19 protein-coding genes are annotated in these 24,155 nt (G+C 76.6%); all 19 read left to right on the top strand.

Annotated features, from left to right (window positions below; all coding sequences use genetic code 11):
• Positions 1 to 8 precede the first annotated feature (8 nt).
• Positions 9 to 536: a phage tail protein gene (locus tag OG295_RS33940; protein ID WP_030230030.1), complete on the top strand. Its 528-nt coding sequence runs from the start codon at positions 9 to 11 to the stop codon at positions 534 to 536.
• A gap of 2 nt (positions 537 to 538) precedes the next feature.
• Positions 539 to 1,282, top strand: coding sequence for a hypothetical protein (locus OG295_RS33935; protein WP_371680468.1), 744 nt, complete (start codon positions 539 to 541; stop codon positions 1,280 to 1,282).
• A complete protein-coding gene (locus OG295_RS33930; RefSeq protein ID WP_371680467.1) occupies positions 1,279 to 2,037 on the top strand; it encodes a hypothetical protein in 759 nt (252 codons plus the stop codon). The genes OG295_RS33935 and OG295_RS33930 overlap by 4 nt, the downstream gene beginning before the upstream one ends.
• Complete coding sequence (locus tag OG295_RS33925) at positions 2,034 to 3,248, top strand: DUF4255 domain-containing protein (RefSeq protein ID WP_371680466.1); 1,215 nt, start codon at positions 2,034 to 2,036, stop codon at positions 3,246 to 3,248. Before OG295_RS33930 ends, OG295_RS33925 begins: the two co-directional genes overlap by 4 nt.
• The gene (locus OG295_RS33920; protein WP_371680465.1) at positions 3,248 to 5,404 is read left to right on the top strand and encodes an AAA family ATPase; all 2,157 of its coding nucleotides are present in this window, start codon (positions 3,248 to 3,250) and stop codon (positions 5,402 to 5,404) included. Before OG295_RS33925 ends, OG295_RS33920 begins: the two co-directional genes overlap by 1 nt.
• Positions 5,401 to 5,763 carry a hypothetical protein gene (locus OG295_RS33915; protein WP_371680464.1) on the top strand — a complete coding sequence of 121 codons (363 nt, stop codon included), beginning with the start codon at positions 5,401 to 5,403 and terminating at the stop codon, positions 5,761 to 5,763. Before OG295_RS33920 ends, OG295_RS33915 begins: the two co-directional genes overlap by 4 nt.
• The gene (locus OG295_RS33910; protein WP_371680463.1) at positions 5,760 to 6,413 is read left to right on the top strand and encodes a hypothetical protein; all 654 of its coding nucleotides are present in this window, start codon (positions 5,760 to 5,762) and stop codon (positions 6,411 to 6,413) included. The genes OG295_RS33915 and OG295_RS33910 overlap by 4 nt, the downstream gene beginning before the upstream one ends.
• A 10-nt stretch (positions 6,414 to 6,423) precedes the next feature.
• Entirely contained in the window at positions 6,424 to 6,762 is a 339-nt protein-coding gene (locus tag OG295_RS33905) for a LysM domain-containing protein (RefSeq protein WP_371680462.1), read from the top strand.
• Entirely contained in the window at positions 6,755 to 7,876 is a 1,122-nt protein-coding gene (locus OG295_RS33900; RefSeq protein WP_371680461.1) for a hypothetical protein, read from the top strand. Before OG295_RS33905 ends, OG295_RS33900 begins: the two co-directional genes overlap by 8 nt.
• Entirely contained in the window at positions 7,873 to 8,406 is a 534-nt protein-coding gene (locus OG295_RS33895; RefSeq protein WP_371680460.1) for a phage baseplate assembly protein V, read from the top strand. The genes OG295_RS33900 and OG295_RS33895 overlap by 4 nt, the downstream gene beginning before the upstream one ends.
• A 5-nt stretch (positions 8,407 to 8,411) precedes the next feature.
• On the top strand, positions 8,412 to 8,753 hold the full coding sequence (locus tag OG295_RS33890) for a hypothetical protein (RefSeq protein ID WP_371680459.1): 342 nt from the start codon (positions 8,412 to 8,414) through the stop codon (positions 8,751 to 8,753).
• Positions 8,754 to 8,758: 5 nt separating this feature from the next.
• Complete coding sequence (locus tag OG295_RS33885) at positions 8,759 to 9,121, top strand: GPW/gp25 family protein (protein WP_371680458.1); 363 nt, start codon at positions 8,759 to 8,761, stop codon at positions 9,119 to 9,121.
• Entirely contained in the window at positions 9,118 to 12,003 is a 2,886-nt protein-coding gene (locus tag OG295_RS33880; protein WP_371680457.1) for a putative baseplate assembly protein, read from the top strand. Before OG295_RS33885 ends, OG295_RS33880 begins: the two co-directional genes overlap by 4 nt.
• A gap of 179 nt (positions 12,004 to 12,182) precedes the next feature.
• The gene (locus tag OG295_RS33875; protein WP_371680456.1) at positions 12,183 to 15,413 is read left to right on the top strand and encodes a putative baseplate assembly protein; all 3,231 of its coding nucleotides are present in this window, start codon (positions 12,183 to 12,185) and stop codon (positions 15,411 to 15,413) included.
• Positions 15,410 to 17,560 (top strand): hypothetical protein, encoded by a 2,151-nt coding sequence (locus OG295_RS33870; RefSeq protein WP_371680455.1) that lies wholly within the window; start codon positions 15,410 to 15,412, stop codon positions 17,558 to 17,560. The genes OG295_RS33875 and OG295_RS33870 overlap by 4 nt, the downstream gene beginning before the upstream one ends.
• A gap of 24 nt (positions 17,561 to 17,584) precedes the next feature.
• Positions 17,585 to 19,069: a DUF6519 domain-containing protein gene (locus tag OG295_RS33865; RefSeq protein WP_371680454.1), complete on the top strand. Its 1,485-nt coding sequence runs from the start codon at positions 17,585 to 17,587 to the stop codon at positions 19,067 to 19,069.
• A 3-nt stretch (positions 19,070 to 19,072) separates the two neighbouring features.
• Positions 19,073 to 22,543 carry a DUF4157 domain-containing protein gene (locus OG295_RS33860; RefSeq protein WP_371680452.1) on the top strand — a complete coding sequence of 1,157 codons (3,471 nt, stop codon included), beginning with the start codon at positions 19,073 to 19,075 and terminating at the stop codon, positions 22,541 to 22,543.
• A gap of 82 nt (positions 22,544 to 22,625) precedes the next feature.
• Positions 22,626 to 23,348: a BTAD domain-containing putative transcriptional regulator gene (locus OG295_RS33855; protein WP_371680451.1), complete on the top strand. Its 723-nt coding sequence runs from the start codon at positions 22,626 to 22,628 to the stop codon at positions 23,346 to 23,348.
• A 247-nt stretch (positions 23,349 to 23,595) separates the two neighbouring features.
• On the top strand, positions 23,596 to 24,153 hold the full coding sequence (locus OG295_RS33850; protein ID WP_371680450.1) for a hypothetical protein: 558 nt from the start codon (positions 23,596 to 23,598) through the stop codon (positions 24,151 to 24,153).
• Positions 24,154 to 24,155 lie beyond the last annotated feature (2 nt).

The following is a 24,155-nucleotide window of genomic DNA, read 5'->3' as shown; positions in this document are numbered from 1 at the left end:
GCGAGACGATGGCAACCACCGCGCGGGTCGACCCGCTCAAGAACTTCCGTTTCCGGGTCCGTTACAGCGACAGCACCGTGCCGTTCATCGGAGTCCACAAGGTGTCCGGGATGAAGCGGACCGTGGAGGTGGTCAAGCACCGCGACGGCGGCGCCCCCACCAACAGTTCCAAACTGCCGGGCCGGGTGGAGTTCGACCCGATCGTCCTCGAACGCGGGGTCACCGTGAACGCCCTCGAATTCGAGAAGTGGGCGAACAAGACCTGGAGTTACGCCAACGCGGCCGGCGGGCGGGAGACCTCCCTCAAGGACTTCCGGCGCGACCTGGTCATCGACGTCCACGACGAGACCGGCCAGAAGGTGCTCTCCTACCACGTGTTCAACTGCTGGGTGTCGGAGTACCAGCCCTTCTCGGACCTCGACGCGAACGCGAACGCGGTGCTCGTCCAGCACATCCGCCTGGAGAACGAGGGGTGGGTGCGGGACATCGCCCTGCCGCCCGCGGCCGAGGTCTCCTTCGACGACCCGGCGGTGTGAGGGTGGCCGTACTCACTCAGGAACGGCTCCTGCGCGGCTGGGAGGAGGGGCTGGGGCAGGGGCGGGTGGCGCGCGCGGTGGCGCTCGCCGCCGCCGCGGGCGGGCGCTCCTTCGAGGAGGTCTGCGACCTGCCGCTCGGCGCGCGCGACGCGCTGCTGGTGGGGCTGCGGGGCGCGTGCTTCCGCGGCGACGTACAGGCCCTGGCCGACTGTCCCGCCTGTGGGGAGGAGCTCGAAGTGGCCGTGCCGCTCTCGGACCTGCGCCCTCGCGGGGAGGCGGTGGGCGGCGAGGTCACCGTCCGCGGGCATCGCGTCCGGTTCCGGGCGCTGACGAGCCGGGACGTGCTGGCGGTGGAGGCGGCCGGCCCGGCGAGCGCCGGGGCGCGGCGGCGTCTGGTCGCCCGGTGCGTGCTCACGGTGGACGGGGAGGCGGTGGACCGGGAAGCGGTGGGCGGGGAGGCCGTGGGTGCGCTGGGCGACGAGGTGCTCGACGCCGTGGCCGCCGCGCTGCCCGGCGTGGATCCGGGGGCGGACATCCGGCTCGACCTGACCTGCGCCCTCTGCGGGCACGGCTGGGCCGCCCCGTTCGACGTCGCGGCGCACCTGTGGGCCGATGTCGACGCCTGCGCTCGGGGTCTGCTGGGCGACGTCCACACCCTGGCCCGTGCGTACGGGTGGCGCGAGGAGGAGGTCCTCGCGCTCAGTGCGGCCCGGCGCCGGTTCTACCTGGAGGCGGTCGGGGCATGAGCGACTTCGTCGACCGCGTCCTGGGGCTCCCCGATCCGTCGGCGGTCCGGCCCCGGATCCCCTCGTTCCTCGACCTGCCTCCGCTGCTCGACCCGCCGCCGCCCGGTGCGGACTCCGAGGAGGAGGCGGCCGGAGCCCGCCCGCCGTCGGACGCGCCCACGACGGCGTGCGCCCGGGCGGCCGGTACGGCCCCGGGTCCGGCCGTCCCCCCGGAGCCCGTCCGCGCCCCGGCCCCGTACGCTCCCGCCGCCCCCGTGACCGGTGCACGCGTACGGGGCGACGCCCTCCGCCCCGGGCACGGGGTGCCCACCGGGCGCGAGGAGGCCGCGCCACGGGCATCCGCCGCCGGACCCGGCCGCCCGTCGGACGCCTCCGAGGGGGCCGCGCCCCGCCCGGACGGGCCGGACCTGCCCGCCGCGGCCGGCACTCCGGTGGCGGGCCGGCCCGGCCGCACCGTGACTCCGGCCGCGCAACCCCGCGCCGCAGCCGGACCGCGCTCCGTACCCGTGCCCGTACCCGGATACGGGCACGGGTACGGGGAGGCGCGGGCCGGCCGGAGGCGGGAGCCGGACGGGGCAGCGGCCGGGCCGGAGGCCGGGGAGACCACCGTCCACATCACCATCGGCCGGCTGGAGGTCCGCTCGGGGCCTCGGTCCTCGGCCGCCGAGCCGGCCCCCTCCGTCCGCAGGCCGCCGCGTGAGCCGGCCGTCCCTCTGGAGGACTACCTGCGGCGGCGTTCGGGCGGTGGCCGATGAGTGACGCGCGGGCCATCGAGGCGGTCACCGAAACCCTGCGGGCCCTGGTGGACGACGGCGTCAAGGGCGTCCTGCCGGGGGCCACGGCCGTGGCCCGGCCCCTGGACCAGGTGAACCCGACCGCCCAGGAAGCCCAGGTCAACCTGTTCCTCTACCAGACCGGCTTGGCCGCGGAGCTGCGCAACACACCGCCGCCGGACCTGCTCCCCGGCGAGGACGCGGAGCCCGCGCTGCCCCTGGTCCTGCGCTACCTCCTCACCCCCTTCGTGCCCGACGGCAACGACCTCGTGGCGCACCGGCTGCTCGGCGGCGCCCTCCAGGCGCTGCACACCCGGCCCCTGCTGACCCGCGCGGAGCTGGCGCAGACCGCCCCGTACAGCGACGTCGCCCGGCAGGTGGACAGCGTCCGCATCACCTGGCACGCCTTCGAGGAGAAGGACATCTACTCCCTCTGGAGCGTCTTCCAGACGCCGTACCGGCTGACCACGGCCTTCGAGGTGCGGGCGGTCCTCATCGATTCCCGGCGTCTGGCACGCACGCCGGTGCCGGTCCTCAGCCGCGGCAGCGACGGCCGCGGTCCCCGGGCGGGCACCGGCGTCCGCGCGACGACGCCGAGGGTCGACGCCGTGGTCTGCCCCGGGGGGCAGCCCGCCGCCCGTGCGGGTGACCGCGTCGAGCTGCGCGGGGCGAACCTGGGCGGGGTGAGCGCCGTCCGGCTCACCCATCTGGGCTCCGACGCCACCCTCGTCGTCCCGGTCCCGGCGCCCGGGCCCGGCGGGCCGCCGCGCCCGTCCGGCACGCTGGCCCTCACCCTGCCCGCGGGGCTGCCCGCGGGTGTGTGCGCGGTGGCGCTGCGGGCCGGGACGCCGCCCGCCGAACTGCCCGTCGGGCCCTGGTACATGGCCCTCGCACCACGGATCACCAGCCCGCTGCCGGCCACCGTCGTACGGGACGCGGCGGGTGACGCGGAGGTGGTCGTGAACGCCGATCCGCCGTTCGCCGACGGGCAGCGGGTGTTCCTGCTGCTGGGCGGCGACGCCCACGCGGCCGGCGCGTTCTCCGGGCACACGGCCCGGTTCGCGCTGCGCCGGGCCCGGCCGGGCGGGTACCCGGTGCGGCTGCGGGTGGACGGCGTCGACAGCCTCCTCGTCCTGGACCGCGCCGCGAACCCGCCCGCGTACGACCCCTCCCAGCGGCTGACGGTGATCTGATGCACGCGACCGACGGCGACAACGCGCGCTTCCTGACCGCCTCCCTGGACTGGCTGGGCCTGGTGCTCCGCCGCCACGCGCAGGAGCGGGCGCTGCCCGGCCCGTCGCCCCTGCGGCCTGCGGGAACGCCCCTCGAAACGGCCCCCGGCCCGGTGGCCCCGCGGCGGCGCCCCGGGCCGCCCCGGTGGCGCCGGCGGGCCGCCGCGCCGCCGCGCACCGACGAGGGGCGTACGGACGCCGGCCGCCCGGCGCCCGCCCTCCCGGCCCGCCCCGCCGGGGAGGTGGGCGCCCGGGAGCTGGTGGCCGCCGAGGCGCGGATCGCGGAGGCGGAGGCCGCGGTACCGGCCCCGCCGCTGGTCGCGCTCGCCCGCCGCCTCGGCCTGAGCCGCTTCGAGCGCGACGTGCTGCTGATGTGCCTGGCCGAGGAGTTGTCCCCTTCGACGGGTGCGCTGTTCGCGGCGGCGCACGGGGTGGGGGCGATGGCCTACCCCACCTTCGGGCTGGCGCTCGCGGTCCTGCCCGGTCCTTCGTGGGAGGCGCTGTCCGCGCACGGCCCGCTGCGGTACTGGGGGCTCGTCGAGATCGGCCACGTGGCCGGCTCCGCGCTGGTGACCAGCCCGGTCCGCGCCGACGAGCGGATCGTCGACCACGTCAAGGGCCTGGACCACCTCGACGAACGGCTGCGCGTCCTGGTCACGCCGCTCCCGTCCGAGTCGCCCGCCGCGCTGCCCGCCTCCCAACGGGCCGCCGCCGGCCGGTGCGCGGACGCCTGGGAGCTGTCCCCGGCGCCGGTCGTGCACCTCGTCGGAGGGCAGCCGGGCAGCAAGCGGCTGGTCGCCGCCGGCGCGGCCGCCTCACGCGGGCTGACGGCGTACCGGCTGCCGGTCGCGCTGCTGCCCGGGCGGGCGGAGGACACCGACCGGCTGGCACGGCTGTGGGAGCGGGAGGCCGCCCTGACCCCCGTGGCGCTGTACCTGGACGCGGACGACGACGCCCACGACGGGTACGGCGGGTACGACCCGTCGGCCGTCGGGCGCTTCCTCTCGCGGACCGGGGCCCCGGCGTTCTTCAGTTCCCGGGACGCGGCCGCCGGCCTCGGGCGCGCCGCCCTGATCGTGGACGTCGCCCCGCCCACCCCGCGGGAGCGCGCCGCGGCCTGGCGGGACGTGCTCGGTCCGGAGGCCCGCTCCGTCCCCGTCGACCTCCTCGCGCGGCAGTTCGCGCTGGACCTGCCCGAGATCGCGGAGGTGGCCGCGGCGAACGGCGCCGACCGGGCCTGGCGGGCCTGCCTGGACCGCGGCCGGCCCCGCCTCGACGGCCTGGCCCAGCGGTTGCGCCCGGAGGCCGGCTGGGACGACATCGTGCTGCCCGAACGGGCCGGCGCGCAGCTGCGGCGGATCGCCGACCAGGTGGCACGGCAGGAAACGGTGTACGACACCTGGGGTTTCGGCGAGCGGCGCACCCGCGGCCTCGGCGTGACCGCGCTGTTCACCGGCCCCAGCGGCACCGGCAAGACGATGGCGGCCGAGGTGCTGGCCGCGGAGCTGGGCCTCGATCTGTACCGCACGGACCTGTCGGCCGTCATGAGCAAGTACATCGGCGAGACGGAGAAGAACCTGCGCCAGCTGTTCGACGCGGCCGAGGCGGGCGGTGCTGTGCTGTTCCTGGACGAGGCCGAGGCGCTGCTGGGCACGCGCAGCGAGGTGAAGGACGCCCACGACCGGTACGCGAACGTCCAGGTCGACTACCTGCTCCAGCGGCTGGAGTCGCACCGGGGGCTCACGATCATGGCGACCAACATGCGGGCGGCGCTCGACGCGGCGCTCGTGCGCAGGCTCCGGTTCGTCGTCGAGTTCCCGTTCCCGGACGTTGCGCAGCGCCGGGAGATCTGGCGCAGGGCCTTCCCGGAGCACGCGCCGGGCCGTGACGGCCTGGACTACGAGCGGCTCGCGCGGCTCGACGTGAGCGGGGCCATGGCCCGCACCATCGCGCTCAACTCGGCGTTCCTCGCCGCGGCGGACGGGGGCCGGATCACCATGCCGCTCGTCCTGCGCGCGGCGCGGGAGGAGTTCCACAAGCTCCAGCAGCCCGTGCGGGAGCGGGACTTCGCCTGGCCGGATCCGGCTGCCGGACACCGTGAGGGGGCGTCGTCATGAGGGTGGAGGTGCGCATCGAGCGGCTGGTCGTGCAGTGGGCGGGCGGCGGTGAGGTGTTCGCGGGGCACGGGGAGGCGTTCGTGGCGGCGCTGCGCGAGGAGCTGGCCGCACTGTGCGCGGCGGCCGGTACGGCGGGGGCGTGGATGCCGCCCGGGGTCCGGTCGGTGGTGGTCGCCCCGGCGCCGCACGGAGGCCCGTGCGGGGCGCGGGACGCGGGCCGGGCGGTCGCCCGGTCGGTGCACGCGGCCCTCGCGCCAGGCTCGCGTACGGGCTCGCCTACGGGAACGGAATCGTCGGGCACGGGCACGACTCCGGGCGCGGGCCCGGCCACGGGCGGCGCCGGGCGGGGGCGGTCATGACGGGGTACCCCGGAGTGCCCCGCGTGGTCCGCGGCGGATTCGTGCTGCTCGATCCGGACACGGGCCGCCCCGTACGGACGGTGGCGTTCCAGTTCAATCCGGATTCGCTGACCCGCACCGTACAGCCGCAGGGCATCGGACCCGAGCCCGGGGACCGGCTGGAGGCCCAGCGGCTCAAGGGCCCGCCGCACGAGACGTACAGGTTCGACGCGGAGTTCGACGCCACCGAGCAGCTCGACGCCCCCGACACCCATCCGGTGGAAGCCCACGGCGGTCTGTTCCCGGTTCTGGCCGCCCTGGAGAGCGCCCTCCACCCCAGCGTGGCGCAGCTCCTCGCCGAGGACCGGATGGCCGCCCTCGGGATGATCGAGGTCGCGCCCGTCGAGGCTCCGCTGACGGTGCTCGTGCTCGGGCGCAGCAGGGTCCTGCCCGTGCGGATCACTGAGTTCACGGTGGCCGAGGAGGCCTTCGACCCGGACCTGAACCCGATCCGGGCCAAAGTCACGGTCGGCGCTCGGGTACTGACCGTCGACGACCTCGGCTTCCGCCACAAGGGCGGTCTGCTCTACCTCCAGCACCAGCAGGCCCGCGAGCGTTTCGCCGGGCTCGTCCCCCGCACCCCGTCCGATCTCGGCCTGACGAGTCTGTGAAGGAGTACGCGTGTTCTCCGCCACGAGCCGCTACCAGAACGTCCCGACCGCCTCGCTCACCCTCCCGGACGGCCGGACCGTCACCTACGTCCGGCGCCGCTTCCCCCCGGACCCGGACACCCTGATCACCGTGGGGACGCACGTCGTCGTGGCGGGCGAGCGCCTGGACCTCGTCGCCGCCCGGGAGCTCGGCGACCCGGAGCAGGCCTGGCGGATCGCCGACGCGCACCGGGTCCTGGCCCCCGAGTCGCTGACCGTGGTCCCGGGACGGCGGCTGCGGATCACCCTGCCCGCGGGGATGCCGCAGGGCGCGGGCGTGCTCGACGCGGGCGGGGGGCTCGGTGGCTAGCGCCCTGCGGCTGATGCTCCTGATGGGGCCGGTGCTCGCCGTCCCGGTGCCCGCCCCGCTCGCCGACGCCCTGCAGTCGGTCCGGGTCACCACCGCGTCGGGGCAGGCGAGCGGCTTCCAGCTGGCCTTCGCGGTGAGCGCGCGTTCCGTCATCCAGCGGGCGCTGCTGCCCGCGGGCTTCTTCGACCCCGGCGTCCGGGTGGTCCTGGTGTGCGTCGTCGCCGGCACCCCGACCGTTCTCGCGGACGGGGTCGTCACCCAGCAGGAACTGTCGCCGAGCGCCGAACCGGGCGCCTCGGTGCTGACCGTCACCGGCGAGGACCTGACGGTCCTGATGGACCTCCGGCACGAGCGGGCGTGCTTCCCCGGGCTGCCGCACCAGGCCCGCGTCGCGGCGATCTGCGCCAAGTACGCCGTCTACGGGATCGCCCCGGTGGCGGTCCCGCCCGTGCTCACCGACGTGCCGAACCCGGTGGTGCACATCCCCGTCCAGGCGTCCACCGATCTGGAGTACCTGAAGGCCATGGCCTCGGAGGTCGGGTACGTCTTCTTCCTGGAGCCCGGTCCGGTCCCGGGCACCAGCGTGGCCTACTGGGGTCCCGAGGTCCGCACCGGGCCGGTCCAGCCGGCCCTCACCATCGGGGCGGGGGCCGCGGCCACCGCCGAGTCGCTGTCGTTCACGTACGACGGGCTCTCCCGCACCCAGTACACGGTGACCGTGACGGAGCCGGTCACCAAACTGGGCGTCGGCCTGCCGGTTCCCGACGTCGGCCTGTTGCACCCGCCGCTCGCGGCGCGGCCCGCGGTGACGCTCAAACAGGAGCCGCTGCCCGACGTCGGCGACCGCTCACCGGCCGAGGCGCTGCTGCTGGGGCTGAGCCGTACCTCGACGGCGGCCGACGCGGTACGCGGGACGGGCAAGCTCGACGTGCTGCGCTACGGGCACGTGCTGCGCGCCCGCCGGCTGGTGGGCGTGCGCGGCGCCGGACCGGCCTACGACGGGCTGTACTACGTCTCCAGCGTGACCCACGACATCCGGCGCGGCGAGTACAAGCAGGGCTTCACCCTCACCCGCGACGGCCTCGGCTCCCTGACCCCGGCGGTGATCCCGTGACGAAGGACGCGAAGAAGTACCACGGCCTCTACCAGGGGGTGGTGGCCTCCAACATCGACCAGCTGCGCTCCGGGCGGCTCCTGGTCCGGGTCACCGACGTGCTCGGCGACGACCCCTGCATCTGGGCGGACCCGGCGACCCCGCTGGCCGGGCCCGCGAGCGGGATGTACGTCGTCCCGCTGGTCGGCTCCGGTGTCTGGGTCCAGTTCGTGGACGGCGACCCCGACCGGGCCGTGTGGACGGGATTCTGGCGCGGCGGGGCCCAGGAGATGCCGCCCGCCGCGCAGGCGGCTCCGGACGGCGTGCCGCAGGTGGTCATCGGGACGCCCGCGCAGAGCTGCCTGCTGATCTCCGACCTGGCGGGGCCCACGGGCGGCATCCTGCTCCAGCTCAAGGGCCCGGCGGGACCGTACATCCGGCTCCACGAGGGCGGGATCGAGATCGGTGCCTCCGCCGCCGGCCCGACGATCAAGGTGACGCAGGCCGGGATCGACCTCGGCAACGGCGCGCTCACCGTGCTGCCGGGGTGAGCGCGATGCCCGGAACCGTGGTGACGACCGCGACGGCGGTCACCTGCGGGCACCTCGCCCCCGTACGGAACACCCCCGCGCAGACCCGGGTGCTGGCCGGCGGCGCGCCGCTGGCCACCGCCGCCGACCAGCTGGTGGTCACCGGCTGTCCCGGGGTGTCCGGTTCGCCGCCCTGTACGACGGTCCGCTGGACGGGACTGGCTTCACGGCTGCTGGCCGGCGGCCGGCCCGTCCTCGTACAGGCCCTCCCGCCGGCCGGTCCGGTACCCGGCTCGGGCGTGTGCGCCGGGCCGCCCCCGACGACCCCGCTGGTCGTCGCCGGCCAGCTCCGCGTGACGGCGGGGTGAGCGCCGTGGACGTCGACTTCCCCTTCGGGACCGCCGCCACCGGCCGCACCCGGCTCACGGGCACCGAGGACCACGTGCGCGACATGATCGAGCAGGTGCTCTTCACCCGTCCCGGGGAGCGGGTGGTCCGGCCCGACTTCGGCTGCGGCCTGCTCGACCTCGTCTTCGAGCCGAACGGCCCCGACCTGGCGGCGGCCCTCCAGGTGACCGTGCAGACGGCTCTGCAGCGCTGGCTCGGCGACGTCATCGCCGTCCGGTCCCTCTCCGTGACCGCCGAGGACGCGGCCCTGCGGATCGAGATCGGCTACGTACTCCTGGCGACCGGCGCCGTCCGGACCGAGGCCTTCGACAGCGGGGTGATCAGGTGAGCGGGGAGCACGCCCTCGGCGTCCGGGAGCGCGACGCGCGGGCCGCCGGTCTGGCCGGGATCGAGTCCGTGACGGTGGACGGGGGCCGTACGCGGCTCGCCGTCACCCTCTTCGGTCCGGTGCCCGCGGAGCTGGTGCCGGCCAACTTCCGGATCGACGGCGGGGTCGTCGCCCGGGACCTGCGGGTGGTGTCCGTCGAGACGGACCCCGGTCGCGGCGACGACGCGGAGGGGGAGCCGCCCGGCCGGGTGCTGTTGCGGGTTGACCGGCCGGGCGACGTGTCCGCGTACCGCCTGTGCGTGGTGCGGACCGATGCCTCCGGGCGGCCGGGCACCGACCCCCCTGAGGGCTTCGACCCGTTCTTCGCGTCCGCCGGGTTCACCTTCGGCCAGGACTGTCCGGCGACGGTGGACTGCGGGCCCGACCCGTGCCCGCCCGGGGCGTTCCCGGAGCCGGTCATCGACTACCTCGCCAAGGACTACGCGGGACTGCGCCGGGCGCTGCTGGAGCGGCTCGCCCTGACGCTGCCCGAATGGGGCGAGCGGCACGCCGCCGACATGACGGTCGCCCTCGTCGAGCTCCTCGCTTACGCGGGCGACCAGTTGAGCTACGAGCAGGACGCGGTCGCCGCGGAGGCCTACCTGGACACCGCCCGGCTGCGCACCTCGGTCCGCCGTCACGTGCGGCTCGTCGACTACCCGATGCACGACGGCTGCGCCGCGCGGGCGTTCGTCTGCCTGTCCTCGGACGCGCGGGCCACCCTGCCGGCCGGGACCTTCCGGTTCCGGGCCGGCGGGCAGGTCTTCGAGCCCGTCCGCGCCGAGCCGGTCACCGTCCGGCCGGCGCACGGCCGGATCGGCCTGTGGAGCTGGGGGGAACACGAGTACTCCCTGCCGGCCGGCACGACCTCGGCCGCGCTGCGGGACGGCGAGGGCGAGCACCGGCTGTCGCTGCGCGCGGGGGACGTCGTGGTCTTCGAGGAGGTCCTCGGCGCGGCCACGGGACTGCCCGCCGACGCCGACCGCGGGCACCGGCAGGCGGTGCGGCTCGTCGCGGTGCGGCGCGGTGTCGACCGGCTCTACGGGCAGCGCCTGCTGGAGGTGGAGTGGGACGCGGCGGACGCCCTGTCCTTCCCGCTGCGGGTGCGTGCCGTCGGCGGTCCGGAGTGCGTCCCGCTGGACGTCGCCGTGGCCCGGGGCAACACCGTGCTCGTCGAGCACGGGGCGAGCCGCACCTGGTGCGGTGCGGAGCCGGAGCGGGTCACCCGGCCCGCACGGCCCCCGGGGGCCGAGGGCTGTCCGTGCCCGCCGGAGTCCGGGTGCGCCGGGACGGACGGCCCGGTGGCGCTGCCCGCCTACCCGCCGGCGGAAGACCGGTTCGAGCCGCGGGTACCGGGCGACGGCGCCGCGGCTCCGGTCACCTGGAGCGTGCCCTTCCCGCTGCCCGCGGACGTCGCGCGGGCCCAGGCCCGGCGGCTGGACGGGATCCCGGGCCGCGCCCGGGACCGGCTGCTGGACCTGCTGCACTCCGCCGAGGGGGGACACCGCCCCGACGGTGCGGCCCTCGCCTGGCTGACGACCGTGTTCGGCGCCGCCGCGCTGCGCCGGCTGCCCCTGGCCGCCGAACCGGTGGCGGCGCTGCGCACCCTCGTGGCCCGCTTCGACGAGCTGCTGGAGCGCAAACTCGCCCGGCTGCGGGAACTCGCCCGCCGGGCACGGGCCGGGTACGTGCTGCGGGCCGCCGACGAGGGCTGGGAGATCGGGCAGGGCTGGGGCGCGGCCGAGGGCGGGGCGCTCGACCCGGAGCTTGCGGTCTTCCACGGGCCGGCCGCGCGGGCGCTGGCACCCGATCCGCGCGCGGCCCTGCCCGTGGTGGAGGTCCGCGCGGACCACGGCGACGGCCACGGCGACAGCGACGGCCACGACCACGACTGCGGCGCGAGCGCCGCGGGGCCACCGTGGCTGCCCCGGCGCGACCTGCTCGACTGCGGGCCCGCCGACCGCTGCTTCGTGGGCGAACTCGACGACGACGGCGTCCTCGGGCTGCGCTTCGGCGACGGCCGCCACGGCGCGGTCCCCGCCCCGGGCTCCGTGCTCGCGCTGCGCTACCGGCTCGGCAACGGGACGGCCGGCAACGTGGGGGCGGAGGCCATCGACACCGTCGAGCTGTGCGGGGTCACCGGGGTGACGGTCCGGGTGCGCAACCCGCTGCCCGCCACGGGCGGCGCCGACCCCGAACCGCTCGCCGAGGTACGCCGACGGGCTCCCGGTGAGGCGCTGCGCCGGCTGCTGCGGGCCGTCACCGAGGCCGACTACGCGGCACTGGCGGGCGAGGTGCCCGGCGTGCAGGGGGCCGGTGCCCGGCTGCGCTGGACCGGCTCCTGGTACGAGGCCCAGGTGGCGGTGGACGCGCTGGGGACGGACGTCGCCCCGGAGGGGCTGCTCGACGGGGTGCGGGAGCGGCTGCACCGGGTGCGCAGGATCGGGCACGAGGTGCGGGTGGGGCCGGCCCGGCAGGTGCCGCTGCGGCTGGCGCTGTGCGTGGAGGCCGAGCCGTCGGCGGTGGCGGGACACGTGCGCGCGGCCCTGGCCCGGGTGCTGGGCCACGGACGCACGGCCGACGGCGCGCCCGCCTTCTTCCACCCCGACGCGCTCACGTTCGGAACCCCCGTGCGGGTGAGCCGGATCGTCGCGGTGGCGGCGGCCGTGCCCGGCGTCCTGTCGGTCTCGGTCACCGCCCTGGAGCGGCTCTTCGAGCCCTCGCCGGACGCGCTGCGCGAGGGTGTCCTGCCCATGGGACCGGACGAGATCGCGCGCCTCGACGGCGATCCGGCCCGGCCCGGGAACGGCGTACTGGAACTGCGGATCGGGGGCGGTCGATGAGCGGGCACGGCGGATGCGGGTGCGGGGGAAGCGGGGGCGTCACCAGGAGCGGGAACGGCGGGGGCGGGGGCGGGGGCTGCTGCCGCGGGGGTCCGCCGACGCCGGCGTCCACGTACAACCCGCCGGGACGCTCCTCGATCGACTACCGCGTCGGCACGCACGGGCGGTTCATGGCCGCGATGCTCCAACGCCTGGCGAGCCGGCCGGAGCTCGACCGGCTGACCGCCCGCACCACCGACGATCCGGCGGTCGCCCTGCTCGACTGCTGGGCCGTCGTCGCCGACGTGCTGACCTTCTACGGGGAGCGCCACGCGCAGGAGGGCTACCTGCCCACGGCCGTCGAGGCGGAGTCCCTGGTCCGGCTCGGGCGGCTGGTCGGCCACCGGCCGCGGCCCGCCCTCGGCGCCGGCGGATACCTCGCCTACACCCTCGACCCCGGCGCGCGGACCGTCGTACCGGCCGGGTCGCAGGCCAAGAGCGTGCCCGCGCCAGGGGGGTTGCCGCAGACCTTCGAGACGGCCGAGGAGCTCACGGCCGATGCCGCCTGGAACACCCTCCCGGTGCGGACGACGGCTCCGCCCCGGCTCCGGGCCGGTACGGCGCGCGGGCTGGAGCGGCTCACCTTCACCGGGTCCGCGCTGGGGCTGCGGCCCGGTGACCGGCTGCTGCTGCTGTTCGGTTCGGCCCACGATCCGGTCGTCCGGGTGGTGGCGGGCGCGACCGCCGACCACCCGGCCGCGCTCACCGCCGTCGACCTCGTCCCCGACTCCCCCGCCGACCCGGCGGAGGCGGCCCGGGAGGCACTGCTGGCCGTGGCCGGCAGCGGACCCCGGGTGCCGGCCGCGACGGTCCTGCGGGCATCGGTCGCGGCGGCGCTGGAGCGGCTGGCCCCGGACGGGGGCGCCGCGAGCCACGCGTACGGGAGGGTCGCGGACGCCGCCCGGCTGCTCGCGGAGGGCGTGGCCTTCACCGGGGCCCGGGGGAACGCGGCGTTGGCCGGGTGGCTCGCCGGGGAGGTGGCCGAGGCGGTACGGGCCCTGCGGGCCGCGCTGTCGGCCGTGGCCGCCGAACACCGGCGCAGCCTGCCGGAGGTCGAGTACCTGAGGGCGCTCGCGCACGCGCTGGCCTGCCCCTGCACGCCCGGTGAACGGCGCACGGACACGGACGGGAACGGGAACGGGAACGGGAACGGGAACGGGGACGGCGAGGACGACGGCGACGACCGGGACGGCGACGGAGCCCGGTACGGGGACGGCTGCGGTTCCCCGGACTGCGACCGGGCGACGGCGCTCGTCGCCACCGCCGCGGTGCTCCCGGCCCTGCGCCGCACCCCGCCCCGGCCCCCGACGGCGGGCCGGGACCTGGACACCGACCCGTGCGAGGCGTGGGACCCGCGCTCCGACTCGGTACCCGGGCTGCTCGCGGCGGCCGATCCCCGGCTGGCCGGCGCGGTCCACCGGGCCTGGGCCACGCAGCGGATCGCCCCGCCCCGGGAGAACGCGGGCGTGCAGGTGCCGCGCGTCAAGGCCCGGCCGGTGGATCCGCGCCTGGACCCGCAGGGCGCTGAGGCGCCCGCCGGGAGCGAGTACCTCTACCTGGAGGGCCACTTCGACGGGGTGCTGCCGGGCTCCCTGGTGCTCGCCGAGCAGGCCCGCCCGGCGCCCGAGAGCCACGTGGTCCGGGTCCTGGACGTCACCCAGCTGCGGCTGCCCTTCCCCGTCGCGGCGGCCGCGCCGCCGGTCTTCGTGCCCGTCACCCGGCTCACCGTGGACGGCCCGTGGCACGGGGCGCCGGACGCGGGGGGCGGCGTTCCGTACGGGGACATCACCGTCTGGGCGGCGGGCGAGGACCTCGTCCTGGCCGACGACCCGGTCACCGAGGACGTCGCGGGTGTCCGGATCGAGCTCGCCGGGGTCTGCCCCGGGCTGCTGCCCGGCCGCCGGCTGGTCGTCTCCGGCGAGCGGACCGACGTCCCGGGGACCACCGGTGTCCCCGGCAGCGAGCCGGTCATGCTGGCCTCCGTCCGTCAGAGCGTCGACCCCGCCGCCGGCGGGGACACCGTGCGCACCGAGCTCCTCCTGGCGGCGCCGCTCACCTACACCTACCGGCGGTCCACCGTGACCGTGTACGGCAACGTGGTGCCCGCCACGCAGGGCGAGACCCGGTCGGAGGTCCTCGGCAGCGGGGACGCCTCCCGGGGCGGGCAGTCGTTCGCGCTGCGCGGGGTGACGGCCGCCGCGCCGCTGACGTACCTGCCGGCCGCCACGCCCGACGGCGCCGAACCGGCCCTGACGGTACGGGTGGACGGCGTCCGCCGCCCCCTGACCGAGGACCTCTCGCTCCTCGGGCCGACCGACCCGGCCTACGCGCTCGACCGGGACCCGGGGGCCGGCACCGCCACGGTGGCGTTCGGTGACGGCGTCCACGGCGCCCGGCTGCGCAGCGGGGTGGAGAACGTCACCGCCGTCTACCGGGTCGGCGCGGGACCGGACGGCAACCTGCCCCCCGGCCGGATCACCCAGGCCGTGAGCCGTCCGCTCGGGGTGGGCGCCGTGACCAATCCGCTCGCCTCCACGGGCGGCGCGGACGCCGACGGGCCGCGCGACCTGCGCGCCGTGATCCCGCTGCGCACCCGGGCCCTGGACCGGCTGCTGTCGGTACGGGACTACGCCGACTTCGCGCGGGCCCGCGCCGGGATCGGCAGGGCGGTGGCCGCCCGGCTGTTCGACGGCCGGCGCGACATCGTCCACGTCACGGTCGCCGCCGCCGGCGACGTGCCCGTCACCGCCTCGGACCCGCTGACGGCCGGACTGTCGGCCGCGCTCGAAGACTTCGGGGATCCGCACGTCCCGGTGCGGGTCGACGTCCGGGAGCTGGTGCTGCTGGTCCTGTCGGCGGGTGTGAAGGTGCTGCCGGACCACTCCTTCGAGACCGTCGAACCGGCGGTGCGGGCCGCCGTCCTCGGCGTGCTCGGCTTCGCCGCGCGCGATCTGGCCGAACCGGCCCGGCTCAGCCGCGTCCTGGCCGCGGCGCAGGCCGTGCCGGGGGTCGGCCACCTCGACGTGGACGTGTTCGCCGGGATCGGCTCGGCGGCCGATCCGCTGGCCCTCGTCGACCTCGTCTCCGGTCTGCGGGGCGCGGCGGCGACGGTGGACGCGCTGCCGGCCCGGGCCGAACCCCGGGTGCACGTGGTCGGCGACGACCCGACCGGGGCCGCCGACACCCTGACGTCGGTCGCCGTGCGCCACGGCCTGCGGGTGGAGGAGCTGGTGGCCCTCAACCCGGGCCTGCGTTCGCCGGCCCTGGAGCCGGGGCGGCGCCTGGTCGTCTCCGTGTCCGTGCGCCCGGCCCAGCTGGCCGTGATGACCCCCGACCTGCCCCAGACCCTGATCCTGCGGAGGCTGCCGTGACGACCGGTGCGGAGCGGACCCTGTACGAGCTGCTGCCGGCCCTCTACCGGCGCCGGGACGCCGAGGAGGGGATGCCGCTGCGGGCGCTGCTGGAGGTGCTGGAGGAACAGCGCGTCCTCGTGCGGGAGTCGGTGCGCCGGCAGTACGCCGACTGGTTCGTGGAGACCTGCCAGGACTGGGTGCTGCCCTACATCGGGGCGCTGGTCGGCTACGAGGCCCTGCCCGGACACGAGGCGGCGCTCGCCCGCGGGGACGGGGCCGCGGCCCTGCTCGCGGCCGCGGTGGCGCCCCGTCGCGACGTCGCCCGCACCCTGGCGAACCGGCGGCGCAAGGGCACCCTCGCCGTGCTGGAGGACCTGGCGCGCGACGTGGCCGACTGGCCGGCGCGCGCGGTGGAGTTCCGTACGCTGCTCGCCTTCGACCAGCCCGTGCGCCGGGACGCGTCCTACGGGCCGGACATCGGGGAGCGGCTGCGCTCCGGACGCCTGGCGGACCTGCGGTGCGGCGGTGAACTCGACCTGGTGGACGGGCCGTTCGACCGGCTCGCGCACACGGCGGACGTCCGCGGGGTCGAGTCGGCGCACGGTCCGGGGCACGAGGGCGTCGCGGGCGTCGGGCTGTTCGTGTGGCGCCTGGGCGCCCACTCCCTGACCCGGTCACCGGCGTACTGCGTCGACCGCGACCGCGGCCACTACACCTTCAGCGTCCTCGGCAACGACACCCCGCTGGTGACGCTTCCCGTGACCGAGCCGGCGCCGACGCACATCGCGGACGAGACGAACGTCCCCGCCTTCATCCGGCGGCGGGCGTTCGAGGAGCACACGGCCCGGTACTACGGGCCGGGCAAGAGCCTGTGCGTGTGGAGCGGGGACGGCACGCCGGTGCCGCTGTCGGCGATCGTCGCGGCGGACCTGTCGCACTGGGAGCCGTCGCCCGGGGGCCGGGCGCCGCGCCGGGGGGAGGTCGCCGTGGACCCGGTGCTCGGGCGGATCGCCTTCGCGCCGCGCACGGCGCCCGAGGCGGGGCTGCGGGTGAGCTACCACCACGCCTTCTCGGCGCCCATGGGCGGTGGCGAGTACCCGCTGCCCGTGGCGCCCTGCGGGCCCGGGGCGGCCCGCTACCGGGTCGGGCCCGGTGAGGAGTTCGAGCGGCCCGCGGAGGCCGTCGCCCGGTGGTACGAGGACAAGCGGGCCGACCCGGCGCGCCGCGAGGCGGTCATCGAGCTCGTGGGGTCGGTGGCGTTCCGGCAGCGGACCGAGATCCGGCTGGACCTGGGCGACCGGCTCACGGTGCGGGCGGCGCCCGGCAGCCGGCCGGTGCTGCGGCTGCTGGACTGGCACGCCGACCGCCCGGACGCGCTGCGGTTCACCGGGACGGGCCGGGGGGAGGGACCGCTGCCCTCGCTGCGGCTCGCCGGGCTGCTGGTGACCGGCCGCGGCGTCCGCGTCCAGGGGCCCGTGGGCCGGGTGGAGATCAGCCACTGCACGCTCGTGCCGGGCTGGTCGCTCGACCGGGGCTGCGGCTGCGAGCATCCCGGTGAGCCCAGCCTGGAGCTCGTGCGCACCCCGGCGTGCGTGGAGGTCCGCGACAGCGTCACGGGGGCCGTCCTGGTGGAGGCGGACGGGGAGTGCGCCGCGCCGAACCGGGTCTTCTTGCGCGACTCGGTCCTCGACGCCACGTCGACGGCGCTGCCCGCGTTCGGCGGACCGGACGGCGGGTGCGCGTACGCCGAACTGTCGGCGCGGGCGACCACGGTCATCGGGACGGTGCGCACCCACGCGGTCGGGGTCGTGGAGGACTCCCTGCTGGACGGCGTGGCGCACGTCGCGGTCCGCGACCGGGGCTGCGTCCGGTTCAGCTACCTCGCGCCGGGCTCCCGCACGCCCGCGCCCTTCCACTGCGAGCCGGCCGCCTCCGGGGACCCGGCCCGCGTCGTCCCCCGGTTCACGAGCACGGCCTACGGGACGCCCGGCTACGCGCAGCTCTCCGCGGCCTGCCCGCCCGAGATCCGCCGCGGCGCCGAGGACGGCTCCGAACTCGGCGCGTTCCACGGCCTGTTCCAGCCCCAACGCGAGGACGGGCTGCGCAGGCGGCTGGCGGAGTACACGCCGGCCGGGACGTCGAGCGGCGTCCTGTTCGTCACCTGAGTTCCGTCCCCGAGGAGGCACATCTTGTCCGTCGACATCTCGCGCGTCTCGTTCGACCCGTCGAAGCACTACTCGCGGATCGTCCACCAACAGGGGCGGGTCACCCTGGACGCCGACGCGAACGAGCAGACCGCCGTGCTGCTGCACTACCTGCGCACCGTCGTCGCCGACGTGCTCGGGCCGGCGGCCGTGCCCCGGGGCGCGCCCGGGTTCTCGGTGGCCCGGATCCCGCAGGACCCGGACCGCGACCTCGCGATCGGCGCCGGGCGGCTGTACGTGGACGGCCTGCTCGTCGAGAACGACGTCCCGACCACGTACCTGACCCAGCCCGACGGCCACGTCGACCCCGAGACGGCCCCCGTCCCGGCGGGTCCGGCGCTGGTCTACCTCCGGGCCTGGGAGCGGGAGGTCACCGTGATCCAGGACCCGGCGATCCGCGAGATCGCGCTGGGCGGCGCCGGTCCGGACACCGCGGCGCGGGCCAGGGTCGTCTGGCAGGTGGTGCTGCACGGCTTCGGGGCGGAGGATCCGGATCCGGGGGCCGCCGAGGCTCCCGCATGGTTCCGGTCCTGGCTGGACGGGCTGTACCGGCCGGCCGGCCGGCTGGCGGCGCGGGCCCGGTACGAGCCGGCGGGGCCGTCCGACCCGTGCGCCGTCGTGCCCCGGGCCCGGTTCCGGGGGCCGGAGAACCAGCTGTACCGGGTGCAGGTCCACACCTCGGGGGCGGGCCTGCTCCCCGGCGCGGACCCGGCGCGGCCGGTGGTGCGGACCCGCCGGGGGCGGGGCGCCGGCCGCGCCGCGGAGCCGGTGGCCACGTTCGTCTGGTCCCGTGAGAACGCCTCGGTGGCCCTGCCGGTGACCTCGGTGGCGGGGCCGGTGGTGACGGTGGAGGGCTGGGGGCGCGACCACCGGCTGGGGGTGGACGTCGGCGACCTGGTCGAGCTCGTCGACGACGCCGCGGCGGTGCACGCCGCGGACGAGGTGCCGGGCGGCCCGCCGCAGCGCGTCCACCGGATCGTCGCGGTCGACGTGCCCGGCCGCACCCTCACCCTCGACGCCGACCCCAACGCGGGCCCGCCCGGGGGGCAGCCGCCCCCGCAGGTCGGCGGGGATCCGGAACTGCACCCGTACCTGCGGCGCTGGGACCACCGGCCGCCGCGGGGCGAGGACGCCCTGCCCGTGGTCCTGGACACGTGGATCGCCCTGGAGGACGGCGTGGAGGTACGTTTCGACGCCCCGCGGCGGCCGACGGAGGCGGGCCCGGACGCGGATCGGGGGCCGGACGGGCAGCGGACGGCGGGGCGCTTCCGGCGGGGCGACCACTGGCTGGTTCCGGCCCGCACGGTCCCCTGTGACGTGCTGTGGCCGCAGGCCGAGGACGGGCCGGCGGCCGTCGAGCCGCACGGCGTGGTCTACCGGTACGCCCCGCTGGCGTACCTGCCCGCCGGGGAGGGCGACCCCGTACCCCTGGTGCCCGTGTTCTCCCCGCTGTTCCCCCCGGCGGGGTGAGCGGTGGCCGCGCGCGAGGTGCCCGCCGTCCCCTCCGGGCCCGCCCGGCCCGAGCGGCGGTCGGTGCGGCGGGCGGTGGATCCCCGGGCGCCGGAGCCCGACGAACGGCTGGAGGCGGAGGCCGACCGGTTCGCCGAGCGGTACGCGTCCCTGGCGCCGGGGGCCGTGCGCCCGCTGCCGCGCCCCCTCCCGGCGGCCTCCCCGACGGGGGACGCCGGGGCGCCCCTGGACGCGGCGACGCGGGCGGCGATGGAGCCCCGGCTGGGCTGGGACCTGTCCCGGGTCCGGGTGCACACCGGGCCGGGAGCCGCCGCGTCGGCCGCCGCCCTGGGTGCGCGGGCCTACACGGTCGGCGGCCACATCGTCCTCGGGGACGGGGCACGGCCAGGTTCGGACGCGGGGCGGCGACTGCTGGCCCACGAGCTGGCCCACGTGGCCCAGCAGGCGCGGGGCGAGGGCGCGGGCAGGATCCACCGCAAGCCGCTGCCCCCGGCGACGGCGCCCCCGGCCAGGAGGGCGCGGGGCGGCGGGCGGCCGTACGAGTTGATCGTGACGCGGGAGATGAACCCGGCGGAGCTGCTGCGCCAGTTCATCCGCCAGTACTACCAGACGACGGACGAGGGGGAGGTCGACCGGCGGCTGCCCTGGTGGCACTGGGAGAAGCCGGGCGGCCTGGCGGCGGGTGCCGACGACGTCCTGAACGGCAAGATCTGGCTGACCGTCAACGACTCCACCCAGGCCGCCCTGGACCGGCTGCCCCAGGAGGAGCAGGACCGGATCAACGCGGAGGCGGACGCCCGGTTCTGGCAGCGCAGCGGCCTGCCCACGGGAACGAAGCTCGGCAGCGGCCCCGAGGACGCCGTGCTGCGCGCCCACTGGCTCGGGGCCCGCGCGGACGTGACCTACGAACACGCCCTGCTGCGTGAGCTCCAGGCGCTGCCCGAGGACGTCCGGCGGATCCTCTTCGCGGGCGACCGGACCCTGGTCCCCGAGGACTACGAGAAGGCCCTGCGCCTCGCCCGCAGGCTGACCGCCCTCACCCCGGCGCAGCGCGCCGCCTATCTGGACCGGGTGAACGGTTCGACGGACGACTGGGACGAACTCGACGCGGGCATCGGCCGGTTCGAGGACCGGGAGCGGCTGCGCGAGGCGGACGCGGGGCGCACCGAGGAGGCGGCCTCCGCCCTGTTCGGCTGCGAGGACCTCTACCGGCTGTGGCGGGAGCGGGACAGCACGCGGCGGGATGCCGTCCGGGGCGGACCCTACGTCGCCTACCAGCCGGGTCTGGAGCGCAGGGCGACGGAGGCCGCCGCCCGGTTCGGCGAGTCCCTGGCCCGGCACGGGTTCGAGGGCGAGCAGGCCTTCCTCGACGCGATGGCCGTCTACCGGCTGCGGTTCCGCACCCGTGCGGTGGAGGCCGCCCTCGACGTCCTCGATCACTACGACCACCTGCTGTACGTGGAGCGGGGCCGGCTGCGGGCGCCCGGATACGTGGCCTCCCTGGTCTCCGGCATCGCGGCGTCGGGCGCCCGCGGACTCTACGAGCGGGCCGCGCGGGCGGAGTCGACGGCACGAAGCATCCGGGCCGGGGCCGACCCGGAGTCCTCCTTCGAACGGAACCGGGCCGCCGCGCGGGCGGGCGGGTACCAGCGGGAGGCCCTTTCGCTGCGGGACTCGGCGGAGCGGGCGGTGCTGTCCGCGGGCGGTGGCGACCCCCTGCTCGACCCGGCGAAACTCGGCCGGGCCACCGACCTGGAGAAACTGTCCGGCCTCGACGAGGCGGGCGCGCGGGACCACCTCCTCGGGGTCGTCGACGCCCGGCTCGCGGACACGGCCGGGGCCCGGCGCGAGTTCACGGCGGATCCCGAGCGCGTCTACAGCCTGCCCGACCTGGTGCGGGCGACGAAGGAGGGTCTGGGTGCGGACGGCGCCACCGTGTACGGGTGGATCGTGGACGACCACGTCGAGGAGGTCCGCCGGTCCCACGTGTTCACGGCCGCGGTCCTCGGGGTCCTCGCCCTCGTCCTCGCGGCCCTCGTCCCGGTCGGCGGCTGGGTGGCGGCGGTCGCGCTGCTCGGCACCACGACCCTGAGCGCCTACCAGGCCGGGCAGGCGCTGGAGGAGTACCGGGTCCAGTCGGCGGACTACCGGCTGTCGTTCATCGAGGACGAGCCCTCGCTGCTGTGGGTCGGGGTCGCCGTGGCCGCGGCCGCGGTCGACCTGGGGGTCTCGGCCGTCGTGCTCTTCAAGGCGTCGGCGAAGGCGCTCTCCGCCTTGGAGGGCCCGCTGCGCGAGCTCGCGGCGGCGTCGGACGCGGAGTCGGCGGCGGCCCGTTACCGGACGCTCGTCGCGAGGATCGAGGAGGCCGAGGGGCTCGACCGGGCGGTGAAGGAGGCCCTGAAGACCCGGGCGGCGGCCGCGCGGGGCCTGGACCAGGTGGTCGGCGAGCTCCATGCGAGCCCGATGGCCTTCCTCGGCGTCCCCGAGCCCCGGCTGCTCAGGAGGGGCCTCTTCCACCTCGTCCGGCTGGGCGCGAACACGTTCACGAAGCTCCGCAGGGAGAAGCAGCTCATCGACCTCCTGGGCGACGTGACCAAGCTGTCCGGCGCCGCCAGGGTCGAGCTGGAGGCCGCGTTCACGGAGGTGAAGGAGATCGTCGCGGCCGGCAGGGCGCGCCGCATGGACGAGGCCACCCTGCTGGAGTTCGTCGACCGGTCGGCCGCCGCGCGGAAGGCGGGTGGTGCGAGCGAGTTCGAGTCGATCATCGCGGACATGCGGGCCTGGCATCCGCCGACGCAGGAGCAGGACCAGGCGGAGAAGGCCCTGGTCAAGGCCTGGGAAGACCTCCGGTCGCGGCACCAGACCCGGGAGGAGTTGCTGGCCGAGCGGAGGGCCGGCCCCAAGACGCCGTCCGGGGCGCGCGACACCGAGCGGATCAAGGAGCTGGACGACAGCTTCAAGGGGTTCGACGACATCGTCGAACGCGACGGCAGCGTCAGGACCTGGGTGAAGCGGGGGCTCATCTCCCGGGCGCGGCAGGACGTACTGGCGGCCGAGGCGCTCGCCGAGAAGGCACGGGTCAGCCCGGTCAAACGCATGCGGGCGGCCTTCGAAGGATCCCCCGAACGGGCCGAGGTCGCGGCGTCGGGGACGGCCGACCGGGTCGGGACGCTGCGGTCACCGTCGGGGAAACTGGCCGTGGACCACGTCGTCTCGCTGGACCGCATGGCGCAGATGGACGGGTTCACCAAGCTCAAGGCCCTGGAGCGCGAGCGGCTGGCGGTCCGCAAGGACAACCTCGTCCTCATGGACGCCTCCGCGAACTCCTCGAAGGGCGCACGCGGTTGGTCCGCCTGGGAGCACGCCTCGAACTACTACACCGATCCCGCCGAGATCGCGCGCTGGAGGAACCGGGACGCCGAACTCACGGCGACGATCCAGCAGTGGATCCTGGACACGGTGCGCGGCCGCTGAGACCTGCGCAAACCACCCGCACGAGTGCGTTCGGCGGACCGGCCGGAGGGAAGGGAGCAGGGCACAGGGGGAGAGGGGATCGATGCCGTACGACACGTCGCTCCCGGCGCCGGTACTGCGGCTGCTGGGCACCTTCCGCTACGAGGCCCCGGGCGGCGCGGTCGCCGTGGAGGCCCCGGGACAACGGCTGTTGGCCTTCCTCGCGCTCCACCGGAGCGTCAGCCGGGGCGTCCTCGCGGGGACGTTGTGGCCGGACTCCGGTGAGGGGCACGCGCAGGGCAGTCTGCGGACCACGCTGTGGCGGCTGCGCCGCGGGGGCCGGCACGTCGTCGACGTCCGGGGCGAGATGCTCTCGCTCCACGAGGAAGTCACCGTCGACGTGCACGCCTTCCGGCGGACGGCGCTGCGCGTCGTGGACGCCGACGGGGATCCGGGAGAGGACCCGGGGCTGGGTCTGCTGTTCGCGGGGGACCTGCTGCCGGGCTGGGACGAGGAATGGGCCCTCCTCGAACGGGAGCGGCTGAGGCAGCTGCGGCTGCACGCGCTGGAGGCGCTCAGCGCCCGGCTGATCCGCTCCGGCCGGCACGCCCTGGCCCTGGACGCGGCCCTCACCTGCGTGGGCATCGAGCCGTTGCGGGAGAGCGCGCACCGGGCGGTGGTGGCGGTGCACCTGGCCGAACACAACGCGGTGGAGGCGGTCCGCCAGTACGGGGCGTTCCGGCGGCTGGTCCGGGCGGAGCTGGGGGTGGAGCCGTCGGCCCGGTTCCGGGCGATGCTGCCGCCGGGTTCGGCGGCCTGGCGGTAGGCCGCGTCGGCTTCCGGTCGACACCCCGGGGTGATCGGGGCAGCATGGAGGGGACGGGCCCGTCCGGATAGGCCCGGTCGCCGCGCACCGGGCGCGGCGGTCGGTGGGAAGCCCGAGGCACGGAGAGGGCGCACCGCCGTCCCCGGGGCTGCCGCCTGCCCGTTTGCATGCGGCCGCACCCGCTCCCCCTCGACTCCCGCGCCGTCCTCCGGGGCCCGACGATCCGATGCCCGATGGGAGCACCCTCATGTACCGACGCACCCGACGCGCCGTGATCACCTCCCTGCTCGTCTCCTCGGTCGTGTGCGGCAGTGCCGTCGTCCTCGCGCCGGCCTCCGGCGCGGCGGTGCCGGCCGCCAGCTGCACGGTCACGCCCAACGCGGACGGGACCGCCGTCACCATCTCCGGTGAGGGGTTCACGCCACCGCGCAAGCTCAACGACGGCGAGAGCACCGAAGACCTGAACGTGGACGCGACCGGGCACTTCCTCCTGAAGCGCTTCCAGAAGAACGTCGACTACACGGTGCTCGCCGTCAACGAGGACCAGCCCTTCGTCTTCGTGAACTGCAAGCGGGTCCCCGCGGCCACGTCACCGAAGGCCACGAGCCCGACCCAGCCCGGCTCCCGGCGTGACCGGGCCGCGGGCAGCGCGGCCGGAGCCAAGGCGGGCATCGCAGCGGCCGCCACGAGCTGCGCCACCCCGCCCGTGGCGGACAAGAGCGGCCAGCAGCACAGCGACGCCTACTGGAACAGCTGGACCCAGGCCGCCAACCGCGCCTTCCAGAAGGCGTGCCAAAACCGTTAGGA

The sequence above is a fragment of the Streptomyces sp. NBC_01276 genome (genome assembly GCF_041435355.1).
GTDB lineage: Bacteria > Actinomycetota > Actinomycetes > Streptomycetales > Streptomycetaceae > Streptomyces.
The sequence above is the reverse complement of the archived record's forward strand: the minus strand, read 5'-3'. Positions and strand labels throughout refer to the sequence as shown.